This window comes from Pseudomonas sp. B611, from assembly GCF_055407965.1.
Genome location: NZ_JBUZST010000002.1, coordinates 112,957 through 137,890, shown reverse-complemented (window position 1 = coordinate 137,890; position 24,934 = coordinate 112,957). Strand labels below are relative to the sequence as shown.

Genomic DNA, 24,934 nt, shown 5'->3' with positions numbered 1-24,934 from the left:
TTGAACCGTTAAACCGCGGCAGCGCCGCCGACGATTTCCGAGATCTCTTGGGTGATCGCAGCCTGACGCGCCTTGTTGTAGATCAGCTGCAAATCGCTGATCAGATCACCGGCGTTATCGGTAGCGTTTTTCATCGCGATCATCCGTGCCGCTTGTTCAGCTGCGTTGTTCTCGACCACCGCCTGGTACACCTGCGACTCCACGTAGCGCACCATCAAGCCGTCAAGCAGCTCTTTGGCGTCTGGTTCGTAGAGGTAGTCCCAGTGGTGCTTGAGTTCCTGATCCGGAGTCGCCACCAGTGGAATCAATTGCTCCACGGTTGGCTGCTGGGTCATGGTGTTGATGAACTTGTTGGATACCACGGAGAGGCGGTCAATCCGGCCTTCCAGGTATGCATCCAGCATCACCTTCACACTGCCGATCAAATCATTGATCGACGGCTCTTCACCCAGGTGGCTGATAGCTGCTACGACGTTGCCGCCGAAGTTACGGAAAAAGGCCGCACCCTTGCTACCAACTACACACAGATCGATCTCGACGCCGTTTTCGCGGTTTACCGCCATGTCCTTGACCAGGGCCTTGAACAGGTTGGTATTCAAACCACCGCACAAACCACGGTCACTGCTCACAACCACATAACCCACACGCTTAACTTCGCGGTCGATCATGAATGGGTGGCGGTATTCCGGGTTGGCGTTGGCCAGATGCCCAATTACCTGGCGGATACGCTCCGCATAAGGACGGCTAGCAGCCATGCGCATTTGTGCCTTGCGCATTTTGCTGACCGCCACTTTTTCCATGGCGCTGGTAATTTTTTGCGTGCTTTTGATGCTCGCAATCTTACTGCGAATCTCTTTTGCGCCTGCCATGTAACACCTATCAGGTTAGCAAGCGGGAGCCTTGCGGCCCCCGCTGCGGCTTACCAGGTTTGGGTGGCCTTGAACTTCTCGATACCGGCTTTCAGGCCAGCGTCGATTTCGTCATTGAAGTCACCCTTCACGTTGATCTTGGCCAACAAGTCGGCGTGATCGCGGTTGAAGTAAGCAATCAGCGCTTGTTCAAAGCTGCCAACCTTGGCGATTTCGACGTCAGTCAGGAACCCACGCTCAGCGGCATACAGCGACAACGCCATGTCAGCGATCGACATTGGGGCGTATTGCTTCTGCTTCATCAGCTCGGTAACGCGCTGACCATGCTCAAGTTGCTTACGGGTCGCTTCGTCCAGGTCAGAAGCGAACTGGGCGAATGCCGCCAGTTCACGGTACTGAGCCAGAGCGGTACGGATACCACCGGAGAGCTTCTTGATGATCTTGGTCTGAGCGGCACCACCCACACGGGATACCGAAACACCGGCGTTCACTGCAGGGCGGATGCCCGAGTTGAACATGGCCGATTCCAGGAAGATCTGACCGTCGGTGATGGAAATCACGTTGGTCGGAACGAACGCGGAAACGTCGCCAGCCTGGGTTTCGATGATCGGCAGTGCGGTCAGGGAACCGGTTTTGCCGGTCACTGCGCCGTTGGTGAACTTCTCTACGTACTCTTCCGAAACGCGGGATGCGCGCTCCAGCAGACGGGAGTGGAGATAGAACACGTCGCCTGGGTAGGCTTCACGACCTGGTGGACGGCGCAGCAGCAGGGAAATCTGGCGGTAAGCCACTGCTTGCTTGGACAGATCGTCATAAACGATCAGCGCGTCTTCACCGCGGTCGCGGAAGAATTCACCCATGGTGCAACCGGCATACGGAGCCAGGTATTGCAGCGCAGGAGATTCCGAAGCACTGGCAGCCACGATGATCGTGTTTTTCAGTGCGCCGTTCTCTTCCAGCTTGCGAACCACGTTGGCGATGGTCGATTGCTTCTGACCGATGGCTACGTAGACGCAGAAAATGCCGCTGTCTTTCTGGTTGATGATCGCGTCGATGGCCAGAGCGGTTTTACCGATCTGACGGTCACCGATGATCAGCTCACGCTGGCCACGGCCGACAGGGATCATGGCATCGACAGCCTTGTAGCCAGTCTGTACAGGCTGGTCTACCGACTTACGCCAGATCACGCCTGGAGCAACTTTCTCGACCGCGTCGGTCTCGGTGTTGCCCAGTGGACCTTTACCGTCAACAGGGTTACCCAGTGCGTCGACTACGCGACCCAGCAGTTCCTTACCAACCGGAACTTCCAGGATGCGGCCAGTGCACTTGGCGCTCATGCCTTCAGCCAGGGACTGGTATGCGCCGAGAATAACGGCACCTACGGAGTCCTGCTCCAGGTTGAGAGCCATACCGAAGACGCCGCCCGGAAACTCGATCATCTCGCCGGACATTACGTCGGCCAGACCGTGAATCCGCACGATACCGTCAGATACGCTGACGACAGTGCCTTCGTTACGGGCTTGGGAGGTCACATCGAGCTTGTCGATGCGGCCCTTGATAATTTCACTTATTTCGGAAGGATTGAGTTGCTGCATTGCTCTGCTGCCCCTTCAAACTCAAGATTTCAATGCTTCGGCAAGATTCGCGAGTTTGCCGCGAATCGAGCCATCGATAACCAGGTCGCCGGCGCGAATGACAATGCCCCCAATGAGGGATTTGTCTTCCGCAACTTGCAGGCGCACTTCCCGGTCGAGTCGTGCACTGAGAACCTTGGCGAGTTTGTCTTGCTGTTCTTGGTTCAATGCGAAAGCACTGGTCACTTCAACGTCTACCGATTTCTCTTGCTCGGCCTTGTACAGGTCGAACAGAGCGGCAATCTCCGGCAAAAGCAGGAGACGGTCGTTTTCGGCAACGACGTGCAAGAAGTTCTGCACTTTCACATCAAACTTGTCGCCGCACACTTCAATAAAAGTGGCGGCCTTGTCTGCGCTCGTCAGTCGCGGGGCCTTGAGCACGCGCTGCATGGTGTCGTCTTGCGACACTGCTGCAGCCAGGCCGAGCATGGCTGACCAAGAGGCCAGCTGCTGGTGGGCCTGGGCGTGCTCGAAGGCTGCCTTAGCGTAAGGTCGGGCCAACGTGGTCAATTCTGCCATGATCGCCCTCGCTTAAATTTCAGCAGCCAGTTTGTTAACCAGCTCCGCGTGCGCGTTTTGATCGATTGTGGCACCCAGGATCTTCTCAGCACCGCCAACGGCCAGGGCACCCAGTTGGGCACGCAGCGCGTCTTTGACACTATTCAGTTCCTGCTCGATCTCGGCCTGAGCCTGAACCTTCACACGGTCAGCGTCGATACGGGCTTTTTCAACAGCCTCTTCAACAATCTGGTTACCGCGTTTCTTGGCTTGCTCAATGATTTCGGCTGCTTGAGCTTTCGCTTCGCGCAGTTGTTGACCCGCTTTATCTTGGGCCAACTCCAGGTCGCGAGCTGCTCGTGCTGCAGCGTCCAGTCCATCCGCAATCTTCTTCTGACGTTCGTGCAGAGCTGCGATGACCGGAGGCCATACGAACTTCATGCAGAAAACGACAAAAATCAAGAACGCTAAGGACTGACCAATAATGGTTGCATTAATGTTCACGCCAATACCTCGCTCATTCGTTGCACAACACACCAATCACTCGAAAAGACGAGTGATTAACCGGCGAGTTGACCAACGAAAGGGTTCGCGAAGGTGAAGAACAGAGCGATACCAACACCGATCATGGTCACGGCGTCGAGCAGGCCGGCGACGATGAACATTTTAACTTGCAGCATTGGAACCATTTCTGGCTGACGCGCTGCGCCTTCCAGGAACTTGCCGCCCAGCAGGCCGAAACCAATGGCAGTACCCAGGGCGCCCAGGCCGATCAACAGTGCAACAGCGATAGCGGTTAGACCAACTACAGTTTCCATCTTTCCTCCCGACTTTTACGTCGTATGGTTTAGGTTTTTTAGATTTTAAAGCGGTAAAACAAATCGTTTCATAGCCCGGTAGGGCCTACCTTCCCGTTTTACCGGGAAGGACATCAGACTAGTCGAGACTGGTCTTAATGGTTCTCTTCGTGCGCCATCGACAGGTAGACGATGGTCAGCATCATGAAGATGAAGGCCTGCAGGGTGATGATCAGGATGTGGAACACAGCCCACGCCCACTGCAGAACAATGCCCAGGCCGCTAAGCCAGAGCAGGCCGCTGCCGAACATCACAGCGATCAGAATGAACACCAGCTCGCCGGCATACATGTTGCCGAACAGTCGCAGGGCCAGGGAGATCGGCTTGGCGATCAGGGTCACGAATTCCAGCAGGAAGTTCACCGGGATCAGCAGGGCTTGAACGAAGATGTTCTTGCTGCCGAACGGGTGCAGGGTCAGTTCGCCGATGAAGCCGCCGATGCCCTTGATCTTGATGCTGTAGAAAATGATCAACGCGAATACCGACAGGGCCATGCCCAGGGTAGCGTTCGGGTCAGTGGTCGATACGGCACGGAATGGGATGTGCGGGTCGCCGCTGATCGCCATGGCGAGCTGAGGAATCCAGTCAACCGGGATCAGGTCGACGGCGTTCATCAGGAACACCCAGACGAAGATGGTCAGTGCCAGCGGTGCAATCACCGGGCTACGGCCATGGAAGCTGTCTTTCACGCTGCCATCGACGAATTCGACCAATACTTCAACGAAGTTCTGCAAAGCACCTGGCTGACCGGAAGTCGCCTTCTTTGCCGCCATGCGGAAAATCAGGACGAAGATCAGACCCAATGCGACCGACCAACCCAGAGTATCCAGGTGGAAAGCCCAGAAGCCCATTTCTTTGGCCTCTGCTGCGGAGTGGGCAAAGCCCCAGCCGCCATTAGGAAGCTGACCGAAGGTCAGGTTCTGCAAGTGGTGCTGGATATAGCCCGAAGCGGTTGTTTCTGCCATGGTTGCCTCAAACGCCCTAAGGTTTCGAAAGTCTTGTTTTCATTAGCAGGGGAGCGAACCAGCTGACCAGTTGGGTCAACACGAAGACGCCGAATACAGCCAGCGGCGCCAATGGCTTCACACCTGCAAAGGTCAGTGCAAACAGCACTGCCGTCAAAATCAGTTTCCCTGCTTCGCCGGCATAAAATGACCGGACGATCGCCTGGGCTGCTCGGGCGCCGGAAAACCGAAAGGCCCTGTGAGCAAAATACATATTGGGCAGCAAGGCTATCAGGCCTCCGCAGAGTCCTGAATATCCGGCTACGACTCCATGCCAGTACCAAAGCGCCAAAGCGGCGATCAGCAAAATGACAAATTGAGCCAATAAAACCGGAAAAACGGCCAAGCGATGGAACGGCAACGTGTTTGGCGTGCGGGTTTCCATCACTCTTGCTCCTCAATGGTCGGCTGCCGGAAATCAATAACTTGGCATAATTTGTGCCGACAAAATGCGCGCAGAGTATAGGGGCGGTTCTGCCCCTATTCAACTGCCGGGTAGTGATTTCCGATCACACGCTACATGAGTAAATGTTTCAGCGGATGTGGGCAAGGACGCCCTGCAGCTCATCGAGAGAGTTATAGCCGATGACCAATTGGCCTTTGCCTTTCTTCCCGTGGCGAATCTGCACCGCAGAGCCTAGGCGTTCGGCCAGGCGCTGTTCGAGACGGGCGATATCCGGATCAGGTTTGCTCGTTTCGACCGGTGCAGGTTTGCCGCTCAGCCACTGGCGAACCAGGGCCTCGGTCTGACGAACGGTGAGCCCTCGTGCGACAACGTGTCGCGCCCCTTCAACCTGTTGATTTTCCGGCAAACCCAGCAAAGCACGGGCGTGACCCATTTCCAGGTCGCCATGGGACAGCATGGTCTTGATGACTTCCGGCAAGGCGATCAGGCGCAGCAGGTTGGACACGGTCACGCGGGACTTGCCCACCGCGTCAGCCACTTGTTGCTGGGTCAGCTGGAATTCCTGCTGCAAGCGCTGCAACGCAATCGCTTCTTCGACCGGGTTGAGGTCTTCACGCTGGATGTTCTCGATCAACGCCATGGCGATCGCGGTTTCATCCGGCACATCGCGCACCATCGCCGGAATGGTGTCCTTGCCGGCCTGCTGGCTGGCACGCCAGCGGCGCTCACCGGCGATGATCTCAAAGCGCCCGCCGCCGATCGGGCGAACCACGATCGGCTGCATCACGCCCTGGGCCTTGATCGAGTTGGCCAGTTCTTCCAGCGCCTGGGGGTCCATGTCTCGGCGTGGCTGGTATTTACCGCGCTGGATCAAGTCCAGGGGCAGGTGTTGCAGCTCGCGCTCGTCGGCCTGCACGGCTTGCTCTTCAAGCGACGTGACAGTCGGACCACTCAGCAGTGCATCCAGTCCACGTCCGAGACCTCGTTTCTTGACGGCCATGGGGATTCCTTAAGTTGGCTGGGCTGCAGCGGTGCGTGAGTTGCGGCGTTGACGGCGAACCATCTCGCCAGCCAGGGCCAGGTAGGCAATGGCGCCACGCGAGGATTTGTCGTACGCCAGCGCAGGCATGCCGTAGCTTGGCGCTTCGGCCAGACGGATGTTGCGCGGGATCACGGTGTCGTAGAGCTGGTCGCCAAAGTGTTCCTTGAGCTGTGCCGACACGTCGTTCATCAGGCTCAGGCGCGGATCGAACATGGTCCGCAACAGGCCTTCGATCTGCAGGTTCGGGTTGAGCAGCTCGGCGATGCGCTTGATGTTATCCACAAGGTCGCTCAACCCTTCCAGTGCGTAGTACTCGCACTGCATGGGGATAATCACCCCATCGGCCGCCACCAACGCGTTCAGCGTGAGCATCGACAGCGACGGCGGGCAGTCGATCAAAATGTAATCGTAGTTCTCGCGGATTGGCGCCAAGGCGCTGCGCAGACGGCTTTCTTTCATCTGCATTTCCAGCAGCACCACTTCCGCCGCGGTCAAATCGCGGTTGGCCGGCAGCAGTTGATAACCACCGTGCTCGGAGAAGTGCATGGCCTGGGCCAGGTCGCATTCGCCGATCAGCAAGTCGTAGACCGAGTTTTCCAGGCCGTGTTTATCCACACCGCTACCCATGGTGGCGTTGCCCTGTGGATCGAGATCGATCAACAGCACCCGGCGCTTGGTAGCCACCAGGGATGCTGCGAGGTTGATGCAGGTGGTGGTTTTGCCCACGCCACCTTTCTGGTTCGCTATCGCGAATACCTTAGCCATTCTTGCTTGTGTTCCCAATCATGCCGTGCGGCGCAGTATCAGCAGATGGCGTTGGCCTTGGCAACCGGGTACGGCCAAGGCGTGTTCGCTATCGAGGTGGAAGTCTGCCGGCAATGCTAACAGCTCGTCGCTTGGATGGACGCCCTTCATTGCCAGCCAGCGGGTGTCACGGTCGCCGAGGTGGCGAGTCCAGTTGCTGAAGTTCTCCATGCTGCTGAAGGCCCGGGAAACAATTCCGTTGAAGGGCTGTTCAGGCGTGAAGGCTTCGACGCGACTGTGGATAACTTGCAGGTTATCCAGCTTGAGTTCGAGTTTGACCTGGGTCAGGAAGCGGGTTTTCTTGCCGTTGCTGTCCAGGCAGGTCACTTGCGACTCGGGAAACAGGATCGCCAACGGAATGCCAGGCATGCCGCCGCCACTGCCGACGTCGAGCCAGCGACCGTTTTCGATAAACGGCATCACGCTCAAGCTGTCGAGCAAGTGGCGTGAAACCATTTCGTCTGGATCACGCACGGCGGTCAGGTTGTAGGCCTTGTTCCATTTGATCAACAGGGCCAGGTAACCCAGCAGCAATTCGTGCTGGGCCGGGGTCAGGTCGACGCCCAACTGGCGCGCACCTGTGGATAACTCTTCGGCGTGTTGCGAGGTGACCAACGAACTCAAGCGCTTTGCTCCAACTGACGGCCCGCGCCGCGTTTTTTCAAATGAATCATCAACAGCGAAATAGCTGCCGGCGTGACGCCGGGGATACGTGAAGCCTGGCCCAGGGTTTCTGGCCGAGTTATCCCCAGCTTGCTTTGAATTTCTTTCGACAGCCCGGAAATCCCGGTGTAATCGATATCCACAGGCAGCTTGGTGTCTTCACTGGCACGCAGGCGAGCGATCTCGTCCTGCTGGCGGTCGATGTAACCGGCGTACTTGGTCTTGATCTCGACCTGTTCGGCGACCTGTGGATCTTCTGCGCCACCGCCGGTCACTTCGACCAGACCAGCGTAGTCGATTTCCGGGCGCGACAGCAGGTTGAGCAAGTTGTACTCGTGGGTCAGCGGCGTACCGAATTTTTGCGCAATCGCATCGCCTTGCTCGGTACCCGGGCGAACCCAGGTGCTTTTCAGGCGTTGCTCTTCCAGCGTGATGCTTTCGCGTTTCTTGCAGAAGGCTTCCCAACGCGCGTCATCGACCAAGCCAAGCTCGCGGCCTTTTTCGGTCAAACGCAAGTCCGCGTTGTCTTCGCGCAGGATCAGGCGGTATTCCGCCCGGGAAGTGAACATCCGGTACGGTTCCTGGGTACCCAGGGTGATCAGGTCATCCACCAACACGCCGATGTACGCTTCGTCGCGACGCGGGCACCAGCTGTCTTTGCCCTGTGCACGCAGTGCGGCGTTGGTCCCGGCCAGCAAACCTTGGGCGCCGGCTTCTTCGTAACCGGTGGTGCCGTTGATTTGCCCGGCGAAGAACAAACCGCCGATCACTTTGGTTTCCAGGCTGTACTTCAGGTCACGCGGATCGAAATAGTCGTACTCGATGGCGTAGCCCGGACGCACGATGTGCGCGTTTTCCATGCCGCGAATCGATTGCACGATCTGGATTTGCACGTCGAACGGCAGGGAAGTGGAAATGCCGTTCGGGTACAGCTCATGGGTGGTCAAGCCTTCGGGCTCGATAAAGACCTGGTGGCTTTCCTTGTCGGCAAAGCGGTGGATCTTGTCTTCGATCGACGGGCAATAACGCGGGCCAATACCTTCGATAACCCCGGAATACATCGGCGAACGGTCGAGGTTCGCGGCGATGATTTCGTGGGTACGGGCGTTGGTGTGGGTAATCCAGCAGCTCACCTGTTTCGGGTGCTGCTCTTTGGAACCCATGAACGACATCACCGGAATCGGTGTATCACCGGCTTGTTCGGTCATGACCGAGAAATCCACAGAACGCCCGTCGATACGCGGCGGGGTCCCGGTTTTCAGGCGACCGACGCGCAGCGGCAATTCACGCAGGCGTTTTGCCAGGGCAATCGACGGCGGATCACCGGCGCGACCGCCGGAATAGTTCTGCATACCGATGTGGATAAGTCCGCCGAGGAACGTACCGGTGGTCAACACCACGGATTCTGCGAAGAAACGCAGGCCCATCTGAGTGACAACACCGCGTACCTGGTCTTGCTCGACGATCAGGTCATCCGCAGCTTGTTGAAATATCCACAGGTTCGGTTGGTTTTCCAGGGTTTCGCGTACAGCCGCCTTGTACAGGATGCGGTCGGCTTGTGCCCGAGTGGCACGCACGGCCGGGCCTTTACGGCTGTTCAGCACGCGAAATTGAATACCACCCTTGTCGGTAGCCATGGCCATCACGCCGCCAAGGGCGTCGATTTCTTTAACCAAATGGCTTTTGCCGATCCCACCAATGGCGGGGTTGCAACTCATTGCACCGAGGGTTTCCACGTTGTGCGTGAGCAACAGGGTTTTTACGCCCATGCGTGCTGACGCCAGTGCTGCCTCGGTACCGGCATGACCGCCGCCGATGACGATCACTTCAAAACGGGAAGGGAAATCCACCACGCACCTCGTGCCTGCTTATGTAGGTAATCAGGAATTGTCTGTTGAAAGGGTTTTGGAGCTTTGGCGGCAAGTATAGGGACTTAGCCCTTCCTAAAGAACCCTTTGCACAAAATTTAACCAGCTGTGGATGAATCACAGACAATAGAAATTAAAAGAGAGAAATTTATTAAATCTTTGTTTTTATGTTTATTTCTACTGAGCCTACTTTCTGTGGATAGATCTCTACAGGCCTTTATTTACGTTGTGTACAGCGATTCAAAAGTCTGTGGTCATGTGCCAATGAGGGCCTTGGATAAGTGCTTTAAGCCTGTGGATTAAACAGATGGTTATCCACAGACGGGTTTATCTTCAGTTTTCAGGCCCTGTTATCAACTGGGCACAGGGGCGGTTATTCACAGGGCTTAATCCACAGAAATCGATGAATCGCTGGGTATTTCGGGCGTGACAAAGCCGCCGTAATCTTTCGATTCACAGCTGGGCACGTAAAAGAGAGACCTATTGTGAGAAAACCGCAGTGCAGTTAATAATAGCGATTATCATTAACCTGCCTGTCGCGCCCTATGTCCCCTCCTTCACACACGGCCGCCGTCCAGCACATCTACGAACAGCACCATTCGTGGCTGCAGGGATGGCTCAAAGGCAAATTGCATAACGCTTGCGATGCGGCAGACGTCGCGCACGATACGTTTGTGCGAATCCTGGGCGGACGCCATGCCGCGCAGATCATGGAACCGCGTGACTATCTGGCGACTATTGCCAAAGGCCTGGTGATCGACCGTTATCGTCGGCATGCCGTCGAACAGGCTTATAAGCAAACCCTGGCCGAGCGCCCTGAAGCCGCTGCCATCAGTGAAGAAGACAAGGCAATCATCATCGAAACCCTGGTGGCTGTGGATAAAGCACTGTCTGGCCTGGGGGAGCGAGCGCGGCGGATTTTCATGCTGTCGCAGATCGACGGGCTCACTTATCAACAAATCGCCGATCAACTGCGGGTTTCCCTGACCACCGTGAAAAAACACATGGTCCGCGCGCTGACCGAGTGCGCGTTGATCATGGCCGGCCTCTGATGGCAGCGCCTGACCGCAAGACCTTCGAGGCGGCTGCCAGTTGGTATGTACAGTTTCAGTCCCAGCCACCGACACCTGCCGAACGATACGCCTGGCAACAATGGCTCAATGGCGATCCGTCCCATCAGGCGGCGTGGAACCAGATGGAACAATTGCAGCGCAGTCTCGGTGCCCTGCCCCAGGACGTTACCCGCCGCGCATTGTCGACCACGCAACAACGCCGGCAAGTGCTCAAGTGGATGCTGGCGCTCGGCAGCACGGGGTATCTCGGTTGGAATGTTCAGAAACACACGCCCCTGGGCAACGTATGGGCCGACTACCGCACTGCTGTAGGACAGCGGCGGCGTATCGAACTGGCCGACGGTACGCAGATTGACCTCAATACCGGCACTGCCATCGATGTCGCGTTCGATGGACGCCAGCGTCTGATTCGCCTGCGCGAAGGTGAAGTACTTATCCACACCGGCAGATTGGGTGGCCAAACGCCCTTTTATGTCGACACTCGCCAAGGCCGGGTCCAGGCATTGGGTACGCGGTTCAGCGTGCGCCAACTGGCGGATTCCACCCGGGTCGGTGTGTTGGAGGACACGGTAAGCGTGTCGCCAGGCGATCAGCCTTCACACCGCCGTATGCTCGTCGCCGGCGAAAGTGCCGACTTCGATCGGCAAAACGTAGGACCTGATCAACAGTATTTTCGTACTCAAGCTGCTTGGGTTGATGGCCAGTTGATCGTTTTGGACGCGCGCCTTGGTGACGTCATCGACGAACTGGCCCGTTACCGCCCTGGCACCCTCCAGTGCGACCGGGCTTCGCAGCGCCTGCGCGTGTCCGGGACGTTCCGCCTGGATTCCACCGATGCCGTGCTGGCCAACCTGCAGGCGACGCTGCCGATCCAGGTGAAATACTTCACCCGCTATTGGGTGTCGGTGCAGAGAATCGGCTGACAAAAAATAGTCCACAAGGGGGTTATCTTTTTTCTACCTGGCGCGGCCCTACAGGTAATTACGACGCAACCTTCAGGGCTTCCTCACACATGCGCCTTCCTAACCAGCTTCGCCAGCGACTCTCCTGCCACGGCATTACGTACGGTCTATTGTTGAGCACCGCCACTGCCGTCGGGGTGTTCCTGCCTTCCAGTGTGATGGCTGCGAGCGCCATGCAGCACTACAGCATTGCCGCCGGCCCGCTGGACAGCGCCTTGAGCCAATTCGCCGCCAGAACCAATATCATTCTGTCTTTTTCCCCACAGCAAACCGCACGATTGCGCAGTCCGGGGTTGGTTGGGGATTACTCGGTAGAGCAGGGTTTCGCACAGCTGCTGCGTGATTCTGGCCTACAGGCCGTCGTCCAGGCGCCGGGCAGTTATGTATTACAAGCCGCACCCACCGGGGAATTGACGTTGGCCCCGACCACCATCAGTACTTATCAACAGGGTGGTTTCACTCAAGAGATCGCCGGGGACGTCGGCTATAAGGCGCAAAACAGCCGGGTCGGCACTAAGACCAGTACGCCTTTGTCGGAAACCCCGCGTTCGGTATCAGTAGTCACCGGCCAGCGCATCAAGGACCAGAAGTCCCAGACCCTGACCGAAGTGCTCGGTTATGTGCCCGGTATCTTCGCACCGCCGTTCGCCGCCGGTGATGGCCTGGCGGGTGACCTGTTTTTCATTCGCGGTTTCAACGCCACCGATTACGGCTATGGATTGCTGCGCGATGGCCTACGCGTACAAGGCAATCGGTACGACACTACCAGCGAGCCCTATGGCCTGGAACGGGTCGAGATCTTCCGTGGCCCGTCGTCGCTGCTTTATGGCGAAAACGCTCCCGGCGGCCTGGTGAACCTGGTGAGCAAGCACCCAACCGCTGCGCCACAGGGAGAGGTGCAACTGGGTTACGGCTCGAATAACCGTCGCCAACTGGGTGTGGATATCTCCGGCCCGCTCACGGATGCCGGCAATATCCTGGGTCGCGTGGTGATGCTTGGCCGCAAGTCTGAGACCCAAACGGACCATGTGCCGGATGACCGCCTCTACATCGCGCCGTCCCTGACCCTGAATTTCGACGATTACAACACCCTGACGTTGTTGGCCAACTACCAGAAAGACCACACCAACCTGGAGCTTGGCTTACCCGCCGCGGGCACTTTGCTGACCAACCCGAATGGCAAGTTATCCAAGCACACCATGCTCGGTGATCCGGACTGGAACACCTTTGAGCGGGAAGCCTGGAGCACCGGCTACGAGTTCAGTCACAGCTTCAACGACGAATGGCAGTTCCGCCAGAACTCGCGTTACATGCAGTCACGCATCAACCGTCATGAGACCTGGCCGGGCGACCTGAACAACCAAGGCTTCGGCACTCAGCTGAACATGAACGCCTACGACCGCTACAACAAGTCGATGGTGTACTCCCTGGATAACCAACTGGAAGGAAAATTCCAGCTGGGCGACTTGGAAAACACTGTGCTGTTCGGCGCGAGCTACGGCCGGACCTCGTTCAACCAGGACTGGGACGCTGGTTTCGCCGGAACCATCAATGTGTATAACCCGGTTTACCTGCGCGAACCGACCACACCGCTCGCTATCCAAAACACCCTGCTGGAACAGCAGATGAAAGGGGTTTATGCACAGATCCAGAGTAAGTATGACCACTGGTTGTTCTTGCTTGGCGGCCGTCAGGATTGGGTAGACAGTGATTTTCGCGACAAGGTGAAGCCTTCGACCGACTCCAGCACCACGGAACAGAAGTTCACCTACCAAGGTGGCGTGATGTACCAATTCGACAACGGCCTGACGCCGTATGTCAGCTACTCCACCGCATTCGTGCCGGTGCAGCAGATCTCGGTGACAGGCTCACCGCTCAAGCCGATCACCAGTCGTCAGTACGAAGTGGGTTTGAAGTACGAGCCGATTGGCTGGGACACGGCGATGACACTGTCGGTGTATGACTTGCGCAAGGAGGACGATACCTACCTCGATTCAACGACCAACACGTACCGCCAAGTGGGTGAGAGTCGCGCCAAAGGTGCGGAAGTCGAGATCAACAGCAACCTCACACCGAACCTGAATATGACAGCGGCTTACACCTATACCGACGCTCGGATAACCAAGGATACGGTCGGTTCCCTGGTAGAAGGCCGGCAGATGACGGGAGTTCCCCGCAACCAGGCGTCGATCTGGGGCAAATACCGCATGCTCGATGGCCCACTCAAGGGGCTGTCTTTTGGCGGCGGCGTGCGTTACTTCGACAGCGCGTTTTCCTACAGCAAGCCGAGCTTGTACGGCAAGCTCGACCCTGGAAGCGTCACATTGGTGGATGCGGTTGTGGGTTATCAGATCGACCCGCACTGGTCGCTGGACCTGAACGCCAAGAACCTGTTCGACAAAGAATATGTATCAGGTTGCAACGATGCGGGGCGTTGCTACTGGGGCGACAGCCGTACCTTGCTGGGTACGGTGTCGTATAACTGGTAAAGCGCTGTGGATAACTCGGCTATTTGCCGATGCAGAAACTGGAAAAGATCCGCCCCAACAAATCATCAGAGCTAAATGCCCCGGTGATTTCCCCCAACAGCTGCTGCGCCTGGCGTAAATCTTCGGCCAGCAGCTCTCCTGCGCCCGCGAGGGTCAGCTGTGCCCGACCATGCTCCAGCGCCGCGCTGGCATGGCGCAGCGCCTCCAGGTGCCTGCGGCGCGCACTGAAGCTGCTTTCCGAGGTCTGCTCGTAGCCCATGCAGGCCTTGAGATGATCACGCAGCAGTTCCAGGCCGTCACCCGCCGACTTGGCGCTCAGGCTGATGGTGACGTGGCCATCCTCGCTGGTTTCCATGGCAATCGCCTCGCCCGTCAGGTCAGCCTTGTTACGGATCAACGTGACTTTGGCCGGGTCTGGCCGCTGTTCGAGGAATTCCGGCCACAGGGCAAAGGGGTCCACCGCCTCAGGCGCGGTGGCATCCACCACCAGCAACACGCGATCGGCCTCACTGATGGCCTTGAGCGCCCGTTCCACGCCGATTTTCTCGACCTGGTCATCGGTATCCCGCAAACCGGCGGTGTCGACCACATGCAGCGGCATGCCATCGATGTGGATATGTTCGCGCAGGATATCCCGCGTCGTGCCGGCAATCTCAGTGACGATGGCCGCTTCGCGCCCGGCCAGGGCGTTGAGCAGGCTGGATTTGCCGGCGTTGGGCCGCCCGGCGATCACCACGGTCATACCGTCACGCAGCAATGCACCCTGCCCGGCTTCGCGCAGCACTGTGGATAATTCCTCGCGGACTTTATCCAGCATCGCTAGCACGTGGCCATCGGCGAGGAAGTCGATTTCCTCTTCGGGAAAATCAATCGCCGCCTCGACATAGATGCGCAAGCTGATCAGTTGCTCGGTCAAGTTATGCACACGCAGGGAAAACGCGCCCTGCAACGAGCGCAACGCATTACGCGCAGCCTGTGCAGAACTGGCCTCGATCAAGTCGGCAATCGCTTCGGCCTGGGCCAGGTCGAGCTTGTCGTTCAGGAACGCGCGTTCGCTGAACTCCCCCGGCCGCGCCAGGCGGCAGCCCAATTGCAGGCAGCGTTGCAGCAACATATCCAGGACGACCGGGCCACCGTGGCCCTGCAATTCCAGGACATCTTCACCGGTAAACGAATTCGGCCCTGGGAAATAGAGGGCCAGGCCTTCGTCCAACACGCTTTGGTCAGCATCGAGGAAGGGACCGTAATGTGCGTACCGCGGTTTCAACTCCCGCCCACTGATGGCCTGGGCAGCCACGCCGGCAAGCGGCCCGGAAATACGCACAATACCGACACCGCCGCGACCTTGAGCGGTAGCGACAGCAGCGATGGTTTCACGAGGAGCACTCATCAGCAGGTTCCAGAACAAAAGTGACGGAAAGCAAAACGCCCCACTAGGGGGCGTCTTGAGTGGTTACCCACAGAGTAAATTACGCTTCGGCTTTTTTGGTAGCCGCTTCGATTTTACGTGTGATGTACCACTGTTGAGAGATCGACAACACGTTGTTGACTACCCAGTACAGCACCAGACCAGCTGGGAACCACAGGAAGAAGAAGGTGAAGATGATTGGCATCATTTTCATTACCTTGGCCTGCATCGGATCCGGCGGAGTCGGGTTCAGACGCTGCTGGATAAACATGGTCGCGCCCATGATGATCGGCAGAATAAAGAACGGGTCTTTGATCGACAGGTCAGTAATCCACAGGATGAACGGCGCCTGGCGCATTTCCACGCTTTCCAGGAGAACCCAGTAAAGCGACAGGAATACTGGCATCTGTACCAGAATCGGCAAGCATCCACCCAGCGGGTTGATCTTCTCTTTCTTGTACAGCTCCATCATGGCCTGCGACATTTTCTGCCGGTCGTCACCATGTTGCTCTTTCAACGCTGCCAGTTTCGGCGCCACGGCACGCATGCGCGCCATTGACTTGTAGCTGGCTGCCGACAGAGGGAAGAAGATCCCTTTGATCAGCATGGTCAAGAAGATGATCGAGAAGCCCCAGTTACCGACGATGCTGTGGATATGTTGCAGCAGCCAGAAAATCGGCTGGGCAATGAACCACAGAATGCCGTAGTCCACAGTCAGTTCCAGACCTGGGGACAACTCTTTGAGCACAGCCTGGCTTTTCGGGCCGGCGTACAGAGTGGCGCTGGTTTCAGCCTTGGCACCTGGTGCGACGGTCAACGCCGGGCCAGTGTAGCCAATGATGTAGTTGCCTTTGGTGTCCTTGCGCGCCGCGACCAGGTTGTTCTGGCCAGGCTGAGGAATCCACGCGGTCACGAAGTAGTGTTGCAACCATGCAACCCAGCCGCCGTTCACGTTATAGGTGATTGGGGCCTTTTGTTTGTCTTCGGCAACCTTGTCGATATCTTTCATCGACACTTTTTTGTACGGCTCCGAACTTGTCCACAGGGCGGCGCCCAGGTAAGTCGCGGTGCCAGTCGCGGTGCTGGACGACGGATCGGAGCTGGCATCACGCTTGAGCTGGGCAAACATTGCGCCAGTCCAAGGCTGCGCGCTCTGGTTGTCGATCAAGTAGGTGACAACGATGTCGTACAGGCCGCGTTTCAGTGTGAAACGCTTGATGTAGTTGACGCCGTCCTTGCTGAACTTCAGGTCGACGACCAACTGGTCCTGGCCATCGGCCAGTTGATAACTCTTCTTCTCCGAGGAGAAAACCGGACGACCGGTAGGGCTCGCATCAGGGCCGTTGGTGCCGATCAAGCCACTTTGAGCCTGATAAACACGTTCGCCACCGTTATCGAACAACTGGAATGGAATTTCCGGGTGATCCTGACGACGCGGATACAGAGGAAGTGTCAGTTTGGCAACATCGCCACCTTGCGGGTCGATAGCCAGGTCCAATACATCCGTTTTTACCTGGATGAGGTCTGTGCTGGCGGCAACTGGTACTTCTGCGGGTGCGTTTGTTTCGCCCGCTGCGCGTGGAATGTCATCACTGGCGGCAGTGTTGGTGCCACTCACTGTATCGGGAAGCCCCGCTGGAACAGCATTGGCAGCAACATTCTGAGTCGGCAGGGCAGCTTGGCCGTAGTCCTGGTTCCAATTAAGGACCATGACGTAGGACACGATTGCCAGGGCGACGATCAGGATCGTGCGTTTAATATCCATGATTACTCGGCCATCGAAGAAGAACGGGAGGTAGGGATAGGTGGAACCGGGTCATAACCACCGGCATTCCACGGATGACAGCGACCTAAACGACGAAAGGTCAGCCAGCCACCGCGCAGAAGACCATGATTTTCTATGGCCTCTAACGCGTAGCAGGAACAACTGGGGTAGAAACGACAGTGGTTGGCCATCAGGGGACTAATGGCATAGCGATAAAACTGGATCGGAACGATTGCCAGTTTACGCATCAGGACTGTCTACCCCTACAGTTTCGGTGCTGACTGCTGGTGCTGGCTTGTTGGTACGCGCCAAACGTTTCCAGAGCTTGCCGAAATGCTGAATCAATTCGGGGTTTTCTACGTCCCCCAAGCCTTTGCGCGCGACGATAACAATATCCCAACCAACCAGAGTGTCCTGGTGGAGGCGAAACGATTCGCGCATCAGACGCTTGAGGCGATTGCGCTCAACGGAGAGCTTTACGCTCTTCTTGCCGATCACCAACCCGAGACGGGGGTGATCCAGATCGTTGTTACGCGCAAGGAGCAGGAGATTTTTCCCCGGAACCTTGCCGGTGGGGGAGTCAAAGACTGCCTTGAAGTGCCGGGGGGTTAGCAGACGCTTTTCCCGACTGAAGTCCTGACTCACCACAGGTACCGGATTATCAAACTGCCAGACGTGCACGACCTTTGGCGCGACGACGCGACAGGACAGCACGGCCGTTCTTGGTAGCCATGCGAGCACGGAAACCGTGGGTGCGGGCGCGTTTGATGGTGCTTGGTTGGAAAGTACGTTTCATGGCGTTGTTACCTGGTTCGTCCACAACGGGCCGGAATGGCCCCCGTTTTAAGAGACCGGCGATTCTAGAGAAAGCAAGCCTCTAGGTCAATTTCCAACCAGCTTTTCCTTCAATTAGATCTCTATACGGCAAAGCGTCCTTTTCTATCCGCTCGGCTTTCATGGGCAATGCCATAGATATAAAAATAAAGAAGGAAGTTATTTAAAGCTTTTCTGTAAAGCTTATAAAAGCTAGGGCGACGATCATCTGTGGATAACTACCTTGAGGCCATATTCCACCTGATGTACAGAGAATGACAACACGGGGGAGAAACTGGGCTCTGCCTGTGCTGCACTGTCGGATAAGCTGTGGGTGGAATGGGTTGTTATCCACAGGCCAGTTACCCACAGACTTTTGCCCCCACTTGTACAACGACCTTAGGTGCGCTTATCCACAGAGCTTATGCACAGACCATTGGTCGCTTTTTTTGTGGTTAACGCATTGATTTTGGCTGCCTTGTGCGCAACCTACATGTGGATAAGTGGGCAGCGCGCCGCTACAATGGCGGCTGTTTTTGCCTCACCGGCTTTCAACTTAGGGGATATCCGTGTCAGTGGAACTTTGGCAGCAGTGCGTGGAGCTTTTGCGCGAGGAGCTGCCTGCCCAGCAATTCAACACCTGGATCCGTCCACTACAAGTCGAAGCCGAAGGCGACGAGTTGCGTGTCTACGCACCCAATCGGTTTGTTCTCGACTGGGTCAACGAAAAGTACCTGAGCCGCGTTCTCGAATTGCTCGACGAACATGGCAACGGCGTTGCGCCCGTGCTCTCCTTATTAATAGGTAGCAAACGCAGCTCCGCCCCTCGTGCTGCGCCGAATGCCCCGCTGGCGGCTGCCGCTTCGCAAGCGCAGGTCGCGACTGCACCGGCTGCGCCGGCTCCAGCCCCCGCGCCATCCAAGTCCTCCGCGCAAAAAAGCGCGCCTGAGAACGAGGAACCGTCACGCGACAGCTTCGACCCGATGGCCGGCGCCAGTTCCCAGCAAGCACCGGTTCGCGCCGAACAGCGCACGGTGCAAGTCGAAGGCGCGCTCAAGCACACCAGCTACCTGAATCGCACCTTTACCTTTGAGAACTTTGTCGAAGGTAAATCCAACCAGCTGGCCCGCGCCGCTGCCTGGCAGGTCGCCGACAACCCCAAGCATGGTTACAATCCGCTCTTCCTCTATGGTGGCGTTGGCTTGGGTAAGACCCACTTGATGCATGCTGTGGGTAACCATCTATTAAAGAAGAACCCGAATGCCAAGGTCGTGTACCTGCACTCGGAGCGCTTCGTGGCTGACATGGTCAAGGCCTTGCAGCTGAACGCCATCAATGAGTTCAAACGGTTCTACCGTTCCGTTGATGCCTTGCTCATCGATGACATTCAATTCTTCGCGCGCAAGGAACGTTCCCAGGAAGAGTTCTTCCACACCTTCAACGCCCTGCTCGAAGGCGGCCAGCAGGTCATCTTGACCAGTGATCGCTACCCGAAGGAAATCGAAGGCCTGGAAGAGCGCTTGAAGTCGCGCTTCGGCTGGGGCCTGACCGTTGCGGTAGAACCGCCGGAGCTGGAAACCCGCGTTGCGATCCTGATGAAAAAGGCCGACCAGGCGAAGGTCGACCTGCCCCACGACGCTGCCTTCTTTATCGCCCAGCGCATTCGTTCCAACGTGCGCGAGCTGGAAGGCGCACTCAAGCGGGTCATTGCCCACTCGCACTTCATGGGCCGCGATATCACCATCGAGCTGATTCGCGAATCCCTGAAAGACCTGCTGGCGCTGCAAGACAAACTGGTGAGTGTGGATAACATTCAGCGCACGGTTGCCGAATACTACAAAATCAAGATTTCCGACCTGCTCTCCAAGCGCCGTTCGCGCTCGGTGGCTCGTCCACGGCAAGTGGCAATGGCGCTCTCCAAAGAGCTGACCAACCACAGCCTGCCGGAAATCGGCGATGTGTTTGGCGGTCGCGATCACACCACCGTGTTGCACGCGTGCCGCAAAATCAACGAACTCAAGGAATCCGACGCGGATATTCGCGAGGACTACAAGAACCTGCTGCGTACACTGACAACGTGATGACACCAGCGCAGCTTATTAAGGCAAGGGACTAGACCATGCATTTCACCATTCAACGCGAAGCCCTGTTGAAACCCCTGCAACTGGTCGCAGGCGTCGTCGAGCGCCGACAGACCTTGCCGGTGCTTTCCAACGTATTGCTGGTGGTCGAAGGCCAGCAATTGTCCCTGACCGGTACCGACCTGGAAGTCGAACTGGTCGGTCGTGTGCAGTTGGAAGAACCCGCTGAACCTGGCGAGATCACCGTACCGGCGCGCAAGCTGATGGATATCTGCAAAAGCCTGCCGAACGACGCGCTGATCGATATCAAGGTTGATGACGCCAAGTTGGTGGTCAAGGCCGGCCGTAGCCGTTTCACCCTGTCCACCCTGCCAGCCAATGACTTCCCAACCGTGGAAGAAGGCCCTGGCTCGCTGACCTGCAGCCTGGAGCAGAGCAAGCTGCGTCGTTTGATCGAACGCACCAGCTTCGCCATGGCGCAACAGGACGTGCGTTACTACCTCAACGGCATGCTGCTGGAAGTGTCTGAAGGCATCATCCGCGCCGTGGCCACCGACGGTCACCGTCTGGCCATGTGCTCGATGAAGGCCGACATTGGCCAACCGGACCGTCACCAGGTGATCGTGCCGCGCAAAGGTATCCTCGAACTGGCGCGCCTGCTCACTGAGCCGGACGGCAATGTCAGTATCGTCTTGGGTCAACACCACATCCGCGCCACCACCGGTGAGTTCACCTTCACCTCCAAGCTGGTTGACGGCAAGTTCCCGGATTACGAGCGCGTACTGCCCAAGGGTGGTGACAAGCTGGTGATCGGCGATCGTCAGGCTTTGCGTGAAGCATTCAGCCGTACGGCGATCCTGTCCAACGAGAAGTACCGTGGTATTCGTCTGCAACTGGCCAACGGTCAGCTGAAAATCCAGGCCAACAACCCGGAGCAGGAAGAAGCGGAAGAAGAAGTGGGCGTTGACTACAACGGCGGCTCCCTGGAAATCGGCTTCAACGTGAGCTACTTGCTCGACGTGCTGGGTGTGATGACCACCGAACAGGTTCGCCTGATTCTGTCGGACTCCAACAGCAGCGCCCTCGTGCAGGAATCTGACAACGACGACTCGGCTTACGTTGTTATGCCGATGCGCCTGTAATAGAAGCTAGATGTCCCTTAGTCGCGTCTCGGTCACCGCGGTGCGCAATCTGCACCCGGTGACCTTCTCCCCCTCCCCCCGCATCAATATCCTCTACGGCGCCAACGGCAGTGGCAAAACCAGCGTGCTGGAAGCCATCCACTTGTTGGGGCTTGCCCGTTCCTTTCGCAGTGCCCGCTTGTTACCGGTTATCCAGTACGAGCAGTTGGCGTGCACGGTATTCGGCCAAGTCGAATTGGCGGAAGGCGGCAACAGTGCCTTGGGGATATCCCGTGATCGCGGCGGTGAGTTCCAGATCCGCATTGATGGCCAAAACGCACGCAGTGCGGCCCAGCTGGCGGAAATTCTGCCACTGCAACTGATCAACCCCGACAGCTTTCGCCTATTGGAAGGTGCGCCAAAAATCCGCAGACAGTTCCTCGATTGGGGAGTGTTCCACGTGGAACCGCGATTCATGGCCACTTGGCAGCGCCTGCAGAAGGCCCTGCGGCAGCGGAACTCGTGGCTGCGGCATGGTACACTTGACGCCGCTTCGCAAGCGGCCTGGGACCGGGAACTGTGCCTGGCCAGCGACGAAATAGATGAATACCGCCGTGCTTATATCAAAGCCTTGAAACCAGTCTTTGAGCAGACTTTGAGCGAGTTGTTGGATCTCGAAGGGCTGACACTGAGCTACTACCGTGGCTGGGACAAAGAGCGTGAACTGAGTGCAGTGCTCGCGACGTCCTTGCAGCGGGACCAGCAAATTGGCCATACCCAGGCCGGCCCCCAACGGGCTGATCTGCGCCTTAGATTAGGCGTACATAATGCCGCGGATATCTTGTCCCGTGGCCAGCAGAAGTTGGTGGTGTGCGCGCTGCGTATCGCCCAGGGCCATTTGGTTAGCCAGGCCCGACGCGGTCAGTGTATTTATCTGGTAGATGACTTGCCGTCAGAACTCGACGAGCAACATCGCCGCGCGTTATGCCGCTTGTTGGAAGACTTACGCTGCCAGGTGTTTATCACCTGTGTAGACCACGAATTATTGAGGGAAGGCTGGCAGACGGAAACGCCAGTCGCTTTGTTCCACGTGGAACAGGGCCGTATCACCCAGACCCACGACCATCGGGAGTGAAGGCATGAGCGAAGAAAACACGTACGACTCGACCAGCATTAAAGTGCTGAAAGGTTTGGATGCCGTACGCAAACGTCCCGGTATGTACATTGGCGACACCGATGATGGTAGCGGTCTGCACCACATGGTGTTCGAGGTGGTCGATAACTCCATCGACGAAGCGCTGGCCGGTCACTGCGACGACATCAGCATCATCATCCACCCGGATGAGTCCATCACCGTGCGCGACAACGGTCGCGGCATTCCGGTCGATGTGCACAAAGAAGAAGGCGTTTCGGCGGCAGAGGTCATCATGACTGTGCTCCACGCCGGCGGTAAGTTCGATGACAACTCCTACAAAGTCTCCGGCGGTTTGCACGGTGTAGGTGTGTCGGTGGTGAACGCACTGTCCGAAGAGTTGATCCTGACTGTTCGCCGCAGCGGCAAGATCTGGGAACAGACCTACGTCCACGGTGTTCCACAAGAACCGATGAAAATCGTTGGCGACAGCGAAACCACCGGTACGCAGATCCACTTCAAGCCATCGGCTGAAACCTTCAAGAATATCCACTTCAGCTGGGACATCCTGGCCAAGCGTATTCGTGAACTCTCCTTCCTCAACTCCGGTGTGGGTATCGTCCTCAAGGACGAGCGCAGCGGCAAGGAAGAGCTGTTCAAGTACGAAGGCGGCCTGCGTGCGTTCGTTGAATACCTGAACACCAACAAGACTGCGGTCAACCAGGTGTTTCACTTCAACATCCAGCGTGAAGACGGCATCGGCGTGGAAATCGCCCTGCAGTGGAACGACAGCTTCAACGAGAACCTGTTGTGCTTCACCAACAATATTCCACAGCGCGACGGCGGCACTCACCTGGTGGGTTTCCGTTCCGCACTGACGCGTAACCTGAACACCTATATCGAAGCCGAAGGCCTGGCCAAAAAGCACAAAGTTGCCACCACCGGTGACGATGCGCGCGAAGGCCTGACCGCAATTATCTCGGTAAAAGTGCCGGACCCTAAGTTCAGTTCCCAGACCAAAGACAAGCTGGTGTCTTCCGAAGTGAAGACCGCAGTGGAACAGGAGATGGGCAAATACTTCTCCGACTTCCTGCTGGAGAACCCGAACGAAGCCAAGCTGGTCGTCGGCAAGATGATCGACGCCGCACGTGCCCGTGAAGCCGCGCGTAAGGCCCGTGAGATGACCCGCCGTAAAGGCGCATTGGACATCGCTGGCCTGCCGGGCAAACTGGCTGACTGCCAGGAGAAGGACCCTGCCCTCTCCGAACTGTACCTGGTGGAAGGTGACTCTGCTGGCGGTTCCGCCAAGCAGGGTCGTAACCGTCGCACCCAGGCCATCCTGCCGTTGAAGGGTAAGATCCTCAACGTCGAGAAGGCACGCTTCGACAAGATGATTTCCTCCCAGGAAGTCGGCACCTTGATCACGGCATTGGGCTGCGGTATCGGCCGTGACGAGTACAACATCGACAAGCTGCGTTATCACAACATCATCATCATGACCGATGCTGACGTCGACGGTTCGCACATCCGTACCCTGCTGCTGACCTTCTTCTTCCGTCAGTTGCCGGAGCTGATCGAGCGCGGCTACATCTACATCGCTCAGCCGCCGTTGTACAAAGTGAAAAAGGGCAAGCAAGAGCAATACATCAAAGACGACGACGCCATGGAAGAGTACATGACGCAGTCGGCTCTGGAAGATGCCAGCTTGCACCTGAACGACGAAGCCCCGGGCATCTCCGGTGAGGCGCTGGAGCGCCTGGTTAACGACTTCCGCATGGTGATGAAGACCCTCAAGCGTCTGTCGCGCCTGTACCCTCAGGAGCTGACCGAACACTTCATCTACCTGCCAGCCGTAAGCCTGGAACAGTTGGGCGATCACGCAGCGATGCAGGATTGGCTGGCCCAGTACGAAGTGCGCCTGCGCACCTCCGAGAAGTCTGGCCTGGTGTACAAAGCCAGCCTGCGTGAAGACCGTGAACGTAACGTCTGGCTGCCAGAGGTGGAGCTGATCTCCCACGGCCTGTCGAACTACGTCACCTTCAACCGCGACTTCTTCGGCAGCAACGACTACAAAACCGTGGTGACCCTGGGCGCTCAACTGAGCACCCTGCTGGACGACGGCGCGTACATCCAGCGTGGCGAACGCAAGAAGCAAGTCAAGGAATTCAAAGAAGCCCTCGACTGGCTGATGGCCGAAAGCACCAAGCGCCACACCATCCAGCGATACAAAGGTCTGGGTGAAATGAACCCGGATCAGCTGTGGGAAACCACCATGGACCCAAGCCAGCGTCGCATGCTGCGCGTGACCATCGAAGACGCCATTGGCGCAGACCAGATCTTCAACACCCTGATGGGTGATGCGGTCGAACCTCGCCGTGACTTCATCGAGAGCAATGCGTTGGCGGTTTCTAACCTGGATTTCTGATCCAGGTACACCGCGAAACC

At 57.3% G+C, this 24,934-nt stretch carries 23 protein-coding genes; 7 read left to right on the top strand and 16 right to left on the bottom strand.

Annotated elements, in window-relative coordinates:
• Nucleotides 1-8 precede the first annotated feature (8 nt).
• The 11 genes from atpG to mnmG all read right to left on the bottom strand — a co-directional run bounded on the left by atpG (nucleotide 9) and on the right by mnmG (nucleotide 9,627).
• On the bottom strand, nucleotides 9-869 hold the full coding sequence (atpG, locus tag ACZRMO_RS05705; RefSeq protein ID WP_010565870.1) for a F0F1 ATP synthase subunit gamma: 861 nt from the start codon (nucleotides 867-869) through the stop codon (nucleotides 9-11).
• Nucleotides 870-919: 50 nt separating this feature from the next.
• Complete coding sequence (gene atpA, locus ACZRMO_RS05700) at nucleotides 920-2,464, bottom strand: F0F1 ATP synthase subunit alpha (RefSeq protein WP_010207686.1); 1,545 nt, start codon at nucleotides 2,462-2,464, stop codon at nucleotides 920-922.
• Nucleotides 2,465-2,485: 21 nt separating this feature from the next.
• Entirely contained in the window at nucleotides 2,486-3,022 is a 537-nt protein-coding gene (locus ACZRMO_RS05695; protein ID WP_017736229.1) for a F0F1 ATP synthase subunit delta, read from the bottom strand.
• A 12-nt stretch (nucleotides 3,023-3,034) separates the two neighbouring features.
• Nucleotides 3,035-3,505 carry a F0F1 ATP synthase subunit B gene (locus ACZRMO_RS05690; RefSeq protein WP_017736230.1) on the bottom strand — a complete coding sequence of 157 codons (471 nt, stop codon included), beginning with the start codon at nucleotides 3,503-3,505 and terminating at the stop codon, nucleotides 3,035-3,037.
• 56 nt (nucleotides 3,506-3,561) lie between these two features.
• On the bottom strand, nucleotides 3,562-3,819 hold the full coding sequence (gene atpE / locus ACZRMO_RS05685) for a F0F1 ATP synthase subunit C (protein ID WP_002555987.1): 258 nt from the start codon (nucleotides 3,817-3,819) through the stop codon (nucleotides 3,562-3,564).
• Between the two features lie 134 nt (nucleotides 3,820-3,953).
• Complete coding sequence (atpB, locus tag ACZRMO_RS05680; protein ID WP_017736231.1) at nucleotides 3,954-4,823, bottom strand: F0F1 ATP synthase subunit A; 870 nt, start codon at nucleotides 4,821-4,823, stop codon at nucleotides 3,954-3,956.
• 16 nt (nucleotides 4,824-4,839) lie between these two features.
• Nucleotides 4,840-5,247 (bottom strand): F0F1 ATP synthase subunit I, encoded by a 408-nt coding sequence (locus ACZRMO_RS05675; protein WP_010565865.1) that lies wholly within the window; start codon nucleotides 5,245-5,247, stop codon nucleotides 4,840-4,842.
• Between the two features lie 148 nt (nucleotides 5,248-5,395).
• A complete protein-coding gene (locus tag ACZRMO_RS05670; RefSeq protein ID WP_124527020.1) occupies nucleotides 5,396-6,268 on the bottom strand; it encodes a ParB/RepB/Spo0J family partition protein in 873 nt (290 codons plus the stop codon).
• 9 nt (nucleotides 6,269-6,277) lie between these two features.
• Nucleotides 6,278-7,075, bottom strand: a complete 798-nt coding sequence (locus ACZRMO_RS05665; protein ID WP_017736233.1) for a ParA family protein — start codon at nucleotides 7,073-7,075, stop codon at nucleotides 6,278-6,280.
• A gap of 18 nt (nucleotides 7,076-7,093) precedes the next feature.
• Nucleotides 7,094-7,738: a 16S rRNA (guanine(527)-N(7))-methyltransferase RsmG gene (rsmG, locus tag ACZRMO_RS05660; protein WP_071494728.1), complete on the bottom strand. Its 645-nt coding sequence runs from the start codon at nucleotides 7,736-7,738 to the stop codon at nucleotides 7,094-7,096.
• The gene (mnmG, locus tag ACZRMO_RS05655; RefSeq protein ID WP_207040241.1) at nucleotides 7,735-9,627 is read right to left on the bottom strand and encodes a tRNA uridine-5-carboxymethylaminomethyl(34) synthesis enzyme MnmG; all 1,893 of its coding nucleotides are present in this window, start codon (nucleotides 9,625-9,627) and stop codon (nucleotides 7,735-7,737) included. Before mnmG ends, rsmG begins: the two co-directional genes overlap by 4 nt.
• Before the next feature lie 563 nt (nucleotides 9,628-10,190).
• On the opposite strand from mnmG, the gene ACZRMO_RS05650 reads away from it, so the two are divergent.
• From ACZRMO_RS05650 to ACZRMO_RS05640, 3 genes are all read left to right on the top strand, one after another.
• Nucleotides 10,191-10,697: a sigma-70 family RNA polymerase sigma factor gene (locus ACZRMO_RS05650; RefSeq protein WP_463972198.1), complete on the top strand. Its 507-nt coding sequence runs from the start codon at nucleotides 10,191-10,193 to the stop codon at nucleotides 10,695-10,697.
• Nucleotides 10,697-11,641, top strand: a complete 945-nt coding sequence (locus ACZRMO_RS05645; protein WP_463972197.1) for a FecR domain-containing protein — start codon at nucleotides 10,697-10,699, stop codon at nucleotides 11,639-11,641. Before ACZRMO_RS05650 ends, ACZRMO_RS05645 begins: the two co-directional genes overlap by 1 nt.
• 89 nt (nucleotides 11,642-11,730) lie before the next feature.
• Nucleotides 11,731-14,169 (top strand): TonB-dependent siderophore receptor, encoded by a 2,439-nt coding sequence (locus tag ACZRMO_RS05640; RefSeq protein WP_463972196.1) that lies wholly within the window; start codon nucleotides 11,731-11,733, stop codon nucleotides 14,167-14,169.
• 19 nt (nucleotides 14,170-14,188) lie between these two features.
• Here ACZRMO_RS05640 and mnmE read toward each other — a convergent pair whose 3' ends face one another.
• The 5 genes from mnmE to rpmH all read right to left on the bottom strand — a co-directional run bounded on the left by mnmE (nucleotide 14,189) and on the right by rpmH (nucleotide 18,138).
• Nucleotides 14,189-15,559 carry a tRNA uridine-5-carboxymethylaminomethyl(34) synthesis GTPase MnmE gene (gene mnmE, locus ACZRMO_RS05635; RefSeq protein WP_017736240.1) on the bottom strand — a complete coding sequence of 457 codons (1,371 nt, stop codon included), beginning with the start codon at nucleotides 15,557-15,559 and terminating at the stop codon, nucleotides 14,189-14,191.
• Nucleotides 15,560-15,638: 79 nt separating this feature from the next.
• A complete protein-coding gene (gene yidC / locus ACZRMO_RS05630) occupies nucleotides 15,639-17,342 on the bottom strand; it encodes a membrane protein insertase YidC (protein ID WP_124527025.1) in 1,704 nt (567 codons plus the stop codon).
• 2 nt (nucleotides 17,343-17,344) lie between these two features.
• Nucleotides 17,345-17,590 (bottom strand): membrane protein insertion efficiency factor YidD, encoded by a 246-nt coding sequence (gene yidD / locus ACZRMO_RS05625; RefSeq protein ID WP_192298133.1) that lies wholly within the window; start codon nucleotides 17,588-17,590, stop codon nucleotides 17,345-17,347.
• Complete coding sequence (rnpA, locus tag ACZRMO_RS05620) at nucleotides 17,583-17,987, bottom strand: ribonuclease P protein component (protein WP_207040237.1); 405 nt, start codon at nucleotides 17,985-17,987, stop codon at nucleotides 17,583-17,585. Before rnpA ends, yidD begins: the two co-directional genes overlap by 8 nt.
• Before the next feature lie 16 nt (nucleotides 17,988-18,003).
• The gene (gene rpmH / locus ACZRMO_RS05615; protein WP_003213577.1) at nucleotides 18,004-18,138 is read right to left on the bottom strand and encodes a 50S ribosomal protein L34; all 135 of its coding nucleotides are present in this window, start codon (nucleotides 18,136-18,138) and stop codon (nucleotides 18,004-18,006) included.
• 586 nt (nucleotides 18,139-18,724) lie between these two features.
• On the opposite strand from rpmH, the gene dnaA reads away from it, so the two are divergent.
• The 4 genes from dnaA to gyrB are packed head-to-tail and all read left to right on the top strand — an operon-like array spanning nucleotide 18,725 to nucleotide 24,914.
• Nucleotides 18,725-20,236, top strand: a complete 1,512-nt coding sequence (dnaA, locus tag ACZRMO_RS05610) for a chromosomal replication initiator protein DnaA (RefSeq protein ID WP_124527027.1) — start codon at nucleotides 18,725-18,727, stop codon at nucleotides 20,234-20,236.
• 38 nt (nucleotides 20,237-20,274) lie between these two features.
• Nucleotides 20,275-21,378, top strand: coding sequence for a DNA polymerase III subunit beta (gene dnaN / locus ACZRMO_RS05605; RefSeq protein ID WP_017736244.1), 1,104 nt, complete (start codon nucleotides 20,275-20,277; stop codon nucleotides 21,376-21,378).
• Between the two features lie 10 nt (nucleotides 21,379-21,388).
• The gene (gene recF / locus ACZRMO_RS05600) at nucleotides 21,389-22,492 is read left to right on the top strand and encodes a DNA replication/repair protein RecF (protein ID WP_463972195.1); all 1,104 of its coding nucleotides are present in this window, start codon (nucleotides 21,389-21,391) and stop codon (nucleotides 22,490-22,492) included.
• A 4-nt stretch (nucleotides 22,493-22,496) separates the two neighbouring features.
• On the top strand, nucleotides 22,497-24,914 hold the full coding sequence (gene gyrB, locus ACZRMO_RS05595) for a DNA topoisomerase (ATP-hydrolyzing) subunit B (protein ID WP_017736246.1): 2,418 nt from the start codon (nucleotides 22,497-22,499) through the stop codon (nucleotides 24,912-24,914).
• Nucleotides 24,915-24,934 lie beyond the last annotated feature (20 nt).

Coding starts and splice junctions, on each gene's coding strand:
- atpG (WP_010565870.1), bottom strand. CDS start 869: ATGGCAGGCGCAAAAGAGATTCGCAGTAAGATTGCGAGCATCAAAAGC.
- atpA (WP_010207686.1), bottom strand. CDS start 2,464: ATGCAGCAACTCAATCCTTCCGAAATAAGTGAAATTATCAAGGGCCGC.
- ACZRMO_RS05695 (WP_017736229.1), bottom strand. CDS start 3,022: ATGGCAGAATTGACCACGTTGGCCCGACCTTACGCTAAGGCAGCCTTC.
- atpE (WP_002555987.1), bottom strand. CDS start 3,819: ATGGAAACTGTAGTTGGTCTAACCGCTATCGCTGTTGCACTGTTGATC.
- atpB (WP_017736231.1), bottom strand. CDS start 4,823: ATGGCAGAAACAACCGCTTCGGGCTATATCCAGCACCACTTGCAGAAC.
- ACZRMO_RS05675 (WP_010565865.1), bottom strand. CDS start 5,247: ATGGAAACCCGCACGCCAAACACGTTGCCGTTCCATCGCTTGGCCGTT.
- ACZRMO_RS05670 (WP_124527020.1), bottom strand. CDS start 6,268: ATGGCCGTCAAGAAACGAGGTCTCGGACGTGGACTGGATGCACTGCTG.
- ACZRMO_RS05665 (WP_017736233.1), bottom strand. CDS start 7,075: ATGGCTAAGGTATTCGCGATAGCGAACCAGAAAGGTGGCGTGGGCAAA.
- ACZRMO_RS05650 (WP_463972198.1), top strand. CDS start 10,191: ATGTCCCCTCCTTCACACACGGCCGCCGTCCAGCACATCTACGAACAG.
- ACZRMO_RS05645 (WP_463972197.1), top strand. CDS start 10,697: ATGGCAGCGCCTGACCGCAAGACCTTCGAGGCGGCTGCCAGTTGGTAT.
- ACZRMO_RS05640 (WP_463972196.1), top strand. CDS start 11,731: ATGCGCCTTCCTAACCAGCTTCGCCAGCGACTCTCCTGCCACGGCATT.
- mnmE (WP_017736240.1), bottom strand. CDS start 15,559: ATGAGTGCTCCTCGTGAAACCATCGCTGCTGTCGCTACCGCTCAAGGT.
- yidC (WP_124527025.1), bottom strand. CDS start 17,342: ATGGATATTAAACGCACGATCCTGATCGTCGCCCTGGCAATCGTGTCC.
- yidD (WP_192298133.1), bottom strand. CDS start 17,590: ATGCGTAAACTGGCAATCGTTCCGATCCAGTTTTATCGCTATGCCATT.
- rpmH (WP_003213577.1), bottom strand. CDS start 18,138: ATGAAACGTACTTTCCAACCAAGCACCATCAAACGCGCCCGCACCCAC.
- dnaN (WP_017736244.1), top strand. CDS start 20,275: ATGCATTTCACCATTCAACGCGAAGCCCTGTTGAAACCCCTGCAACTG.
- recF (WP_463972195.1), top strand. CDS start 21,389: ATGTCCCTTAGTCGCGTCTCGGTCACCGCGGTGCGCAATCTGCACCCG.
- gyrB (WP_017736246.1), top strand. CDS start 22,497: ATGAGCGAAGAAAACACGTACGACTCGACCAGCATTAAAGTGCTGAAA.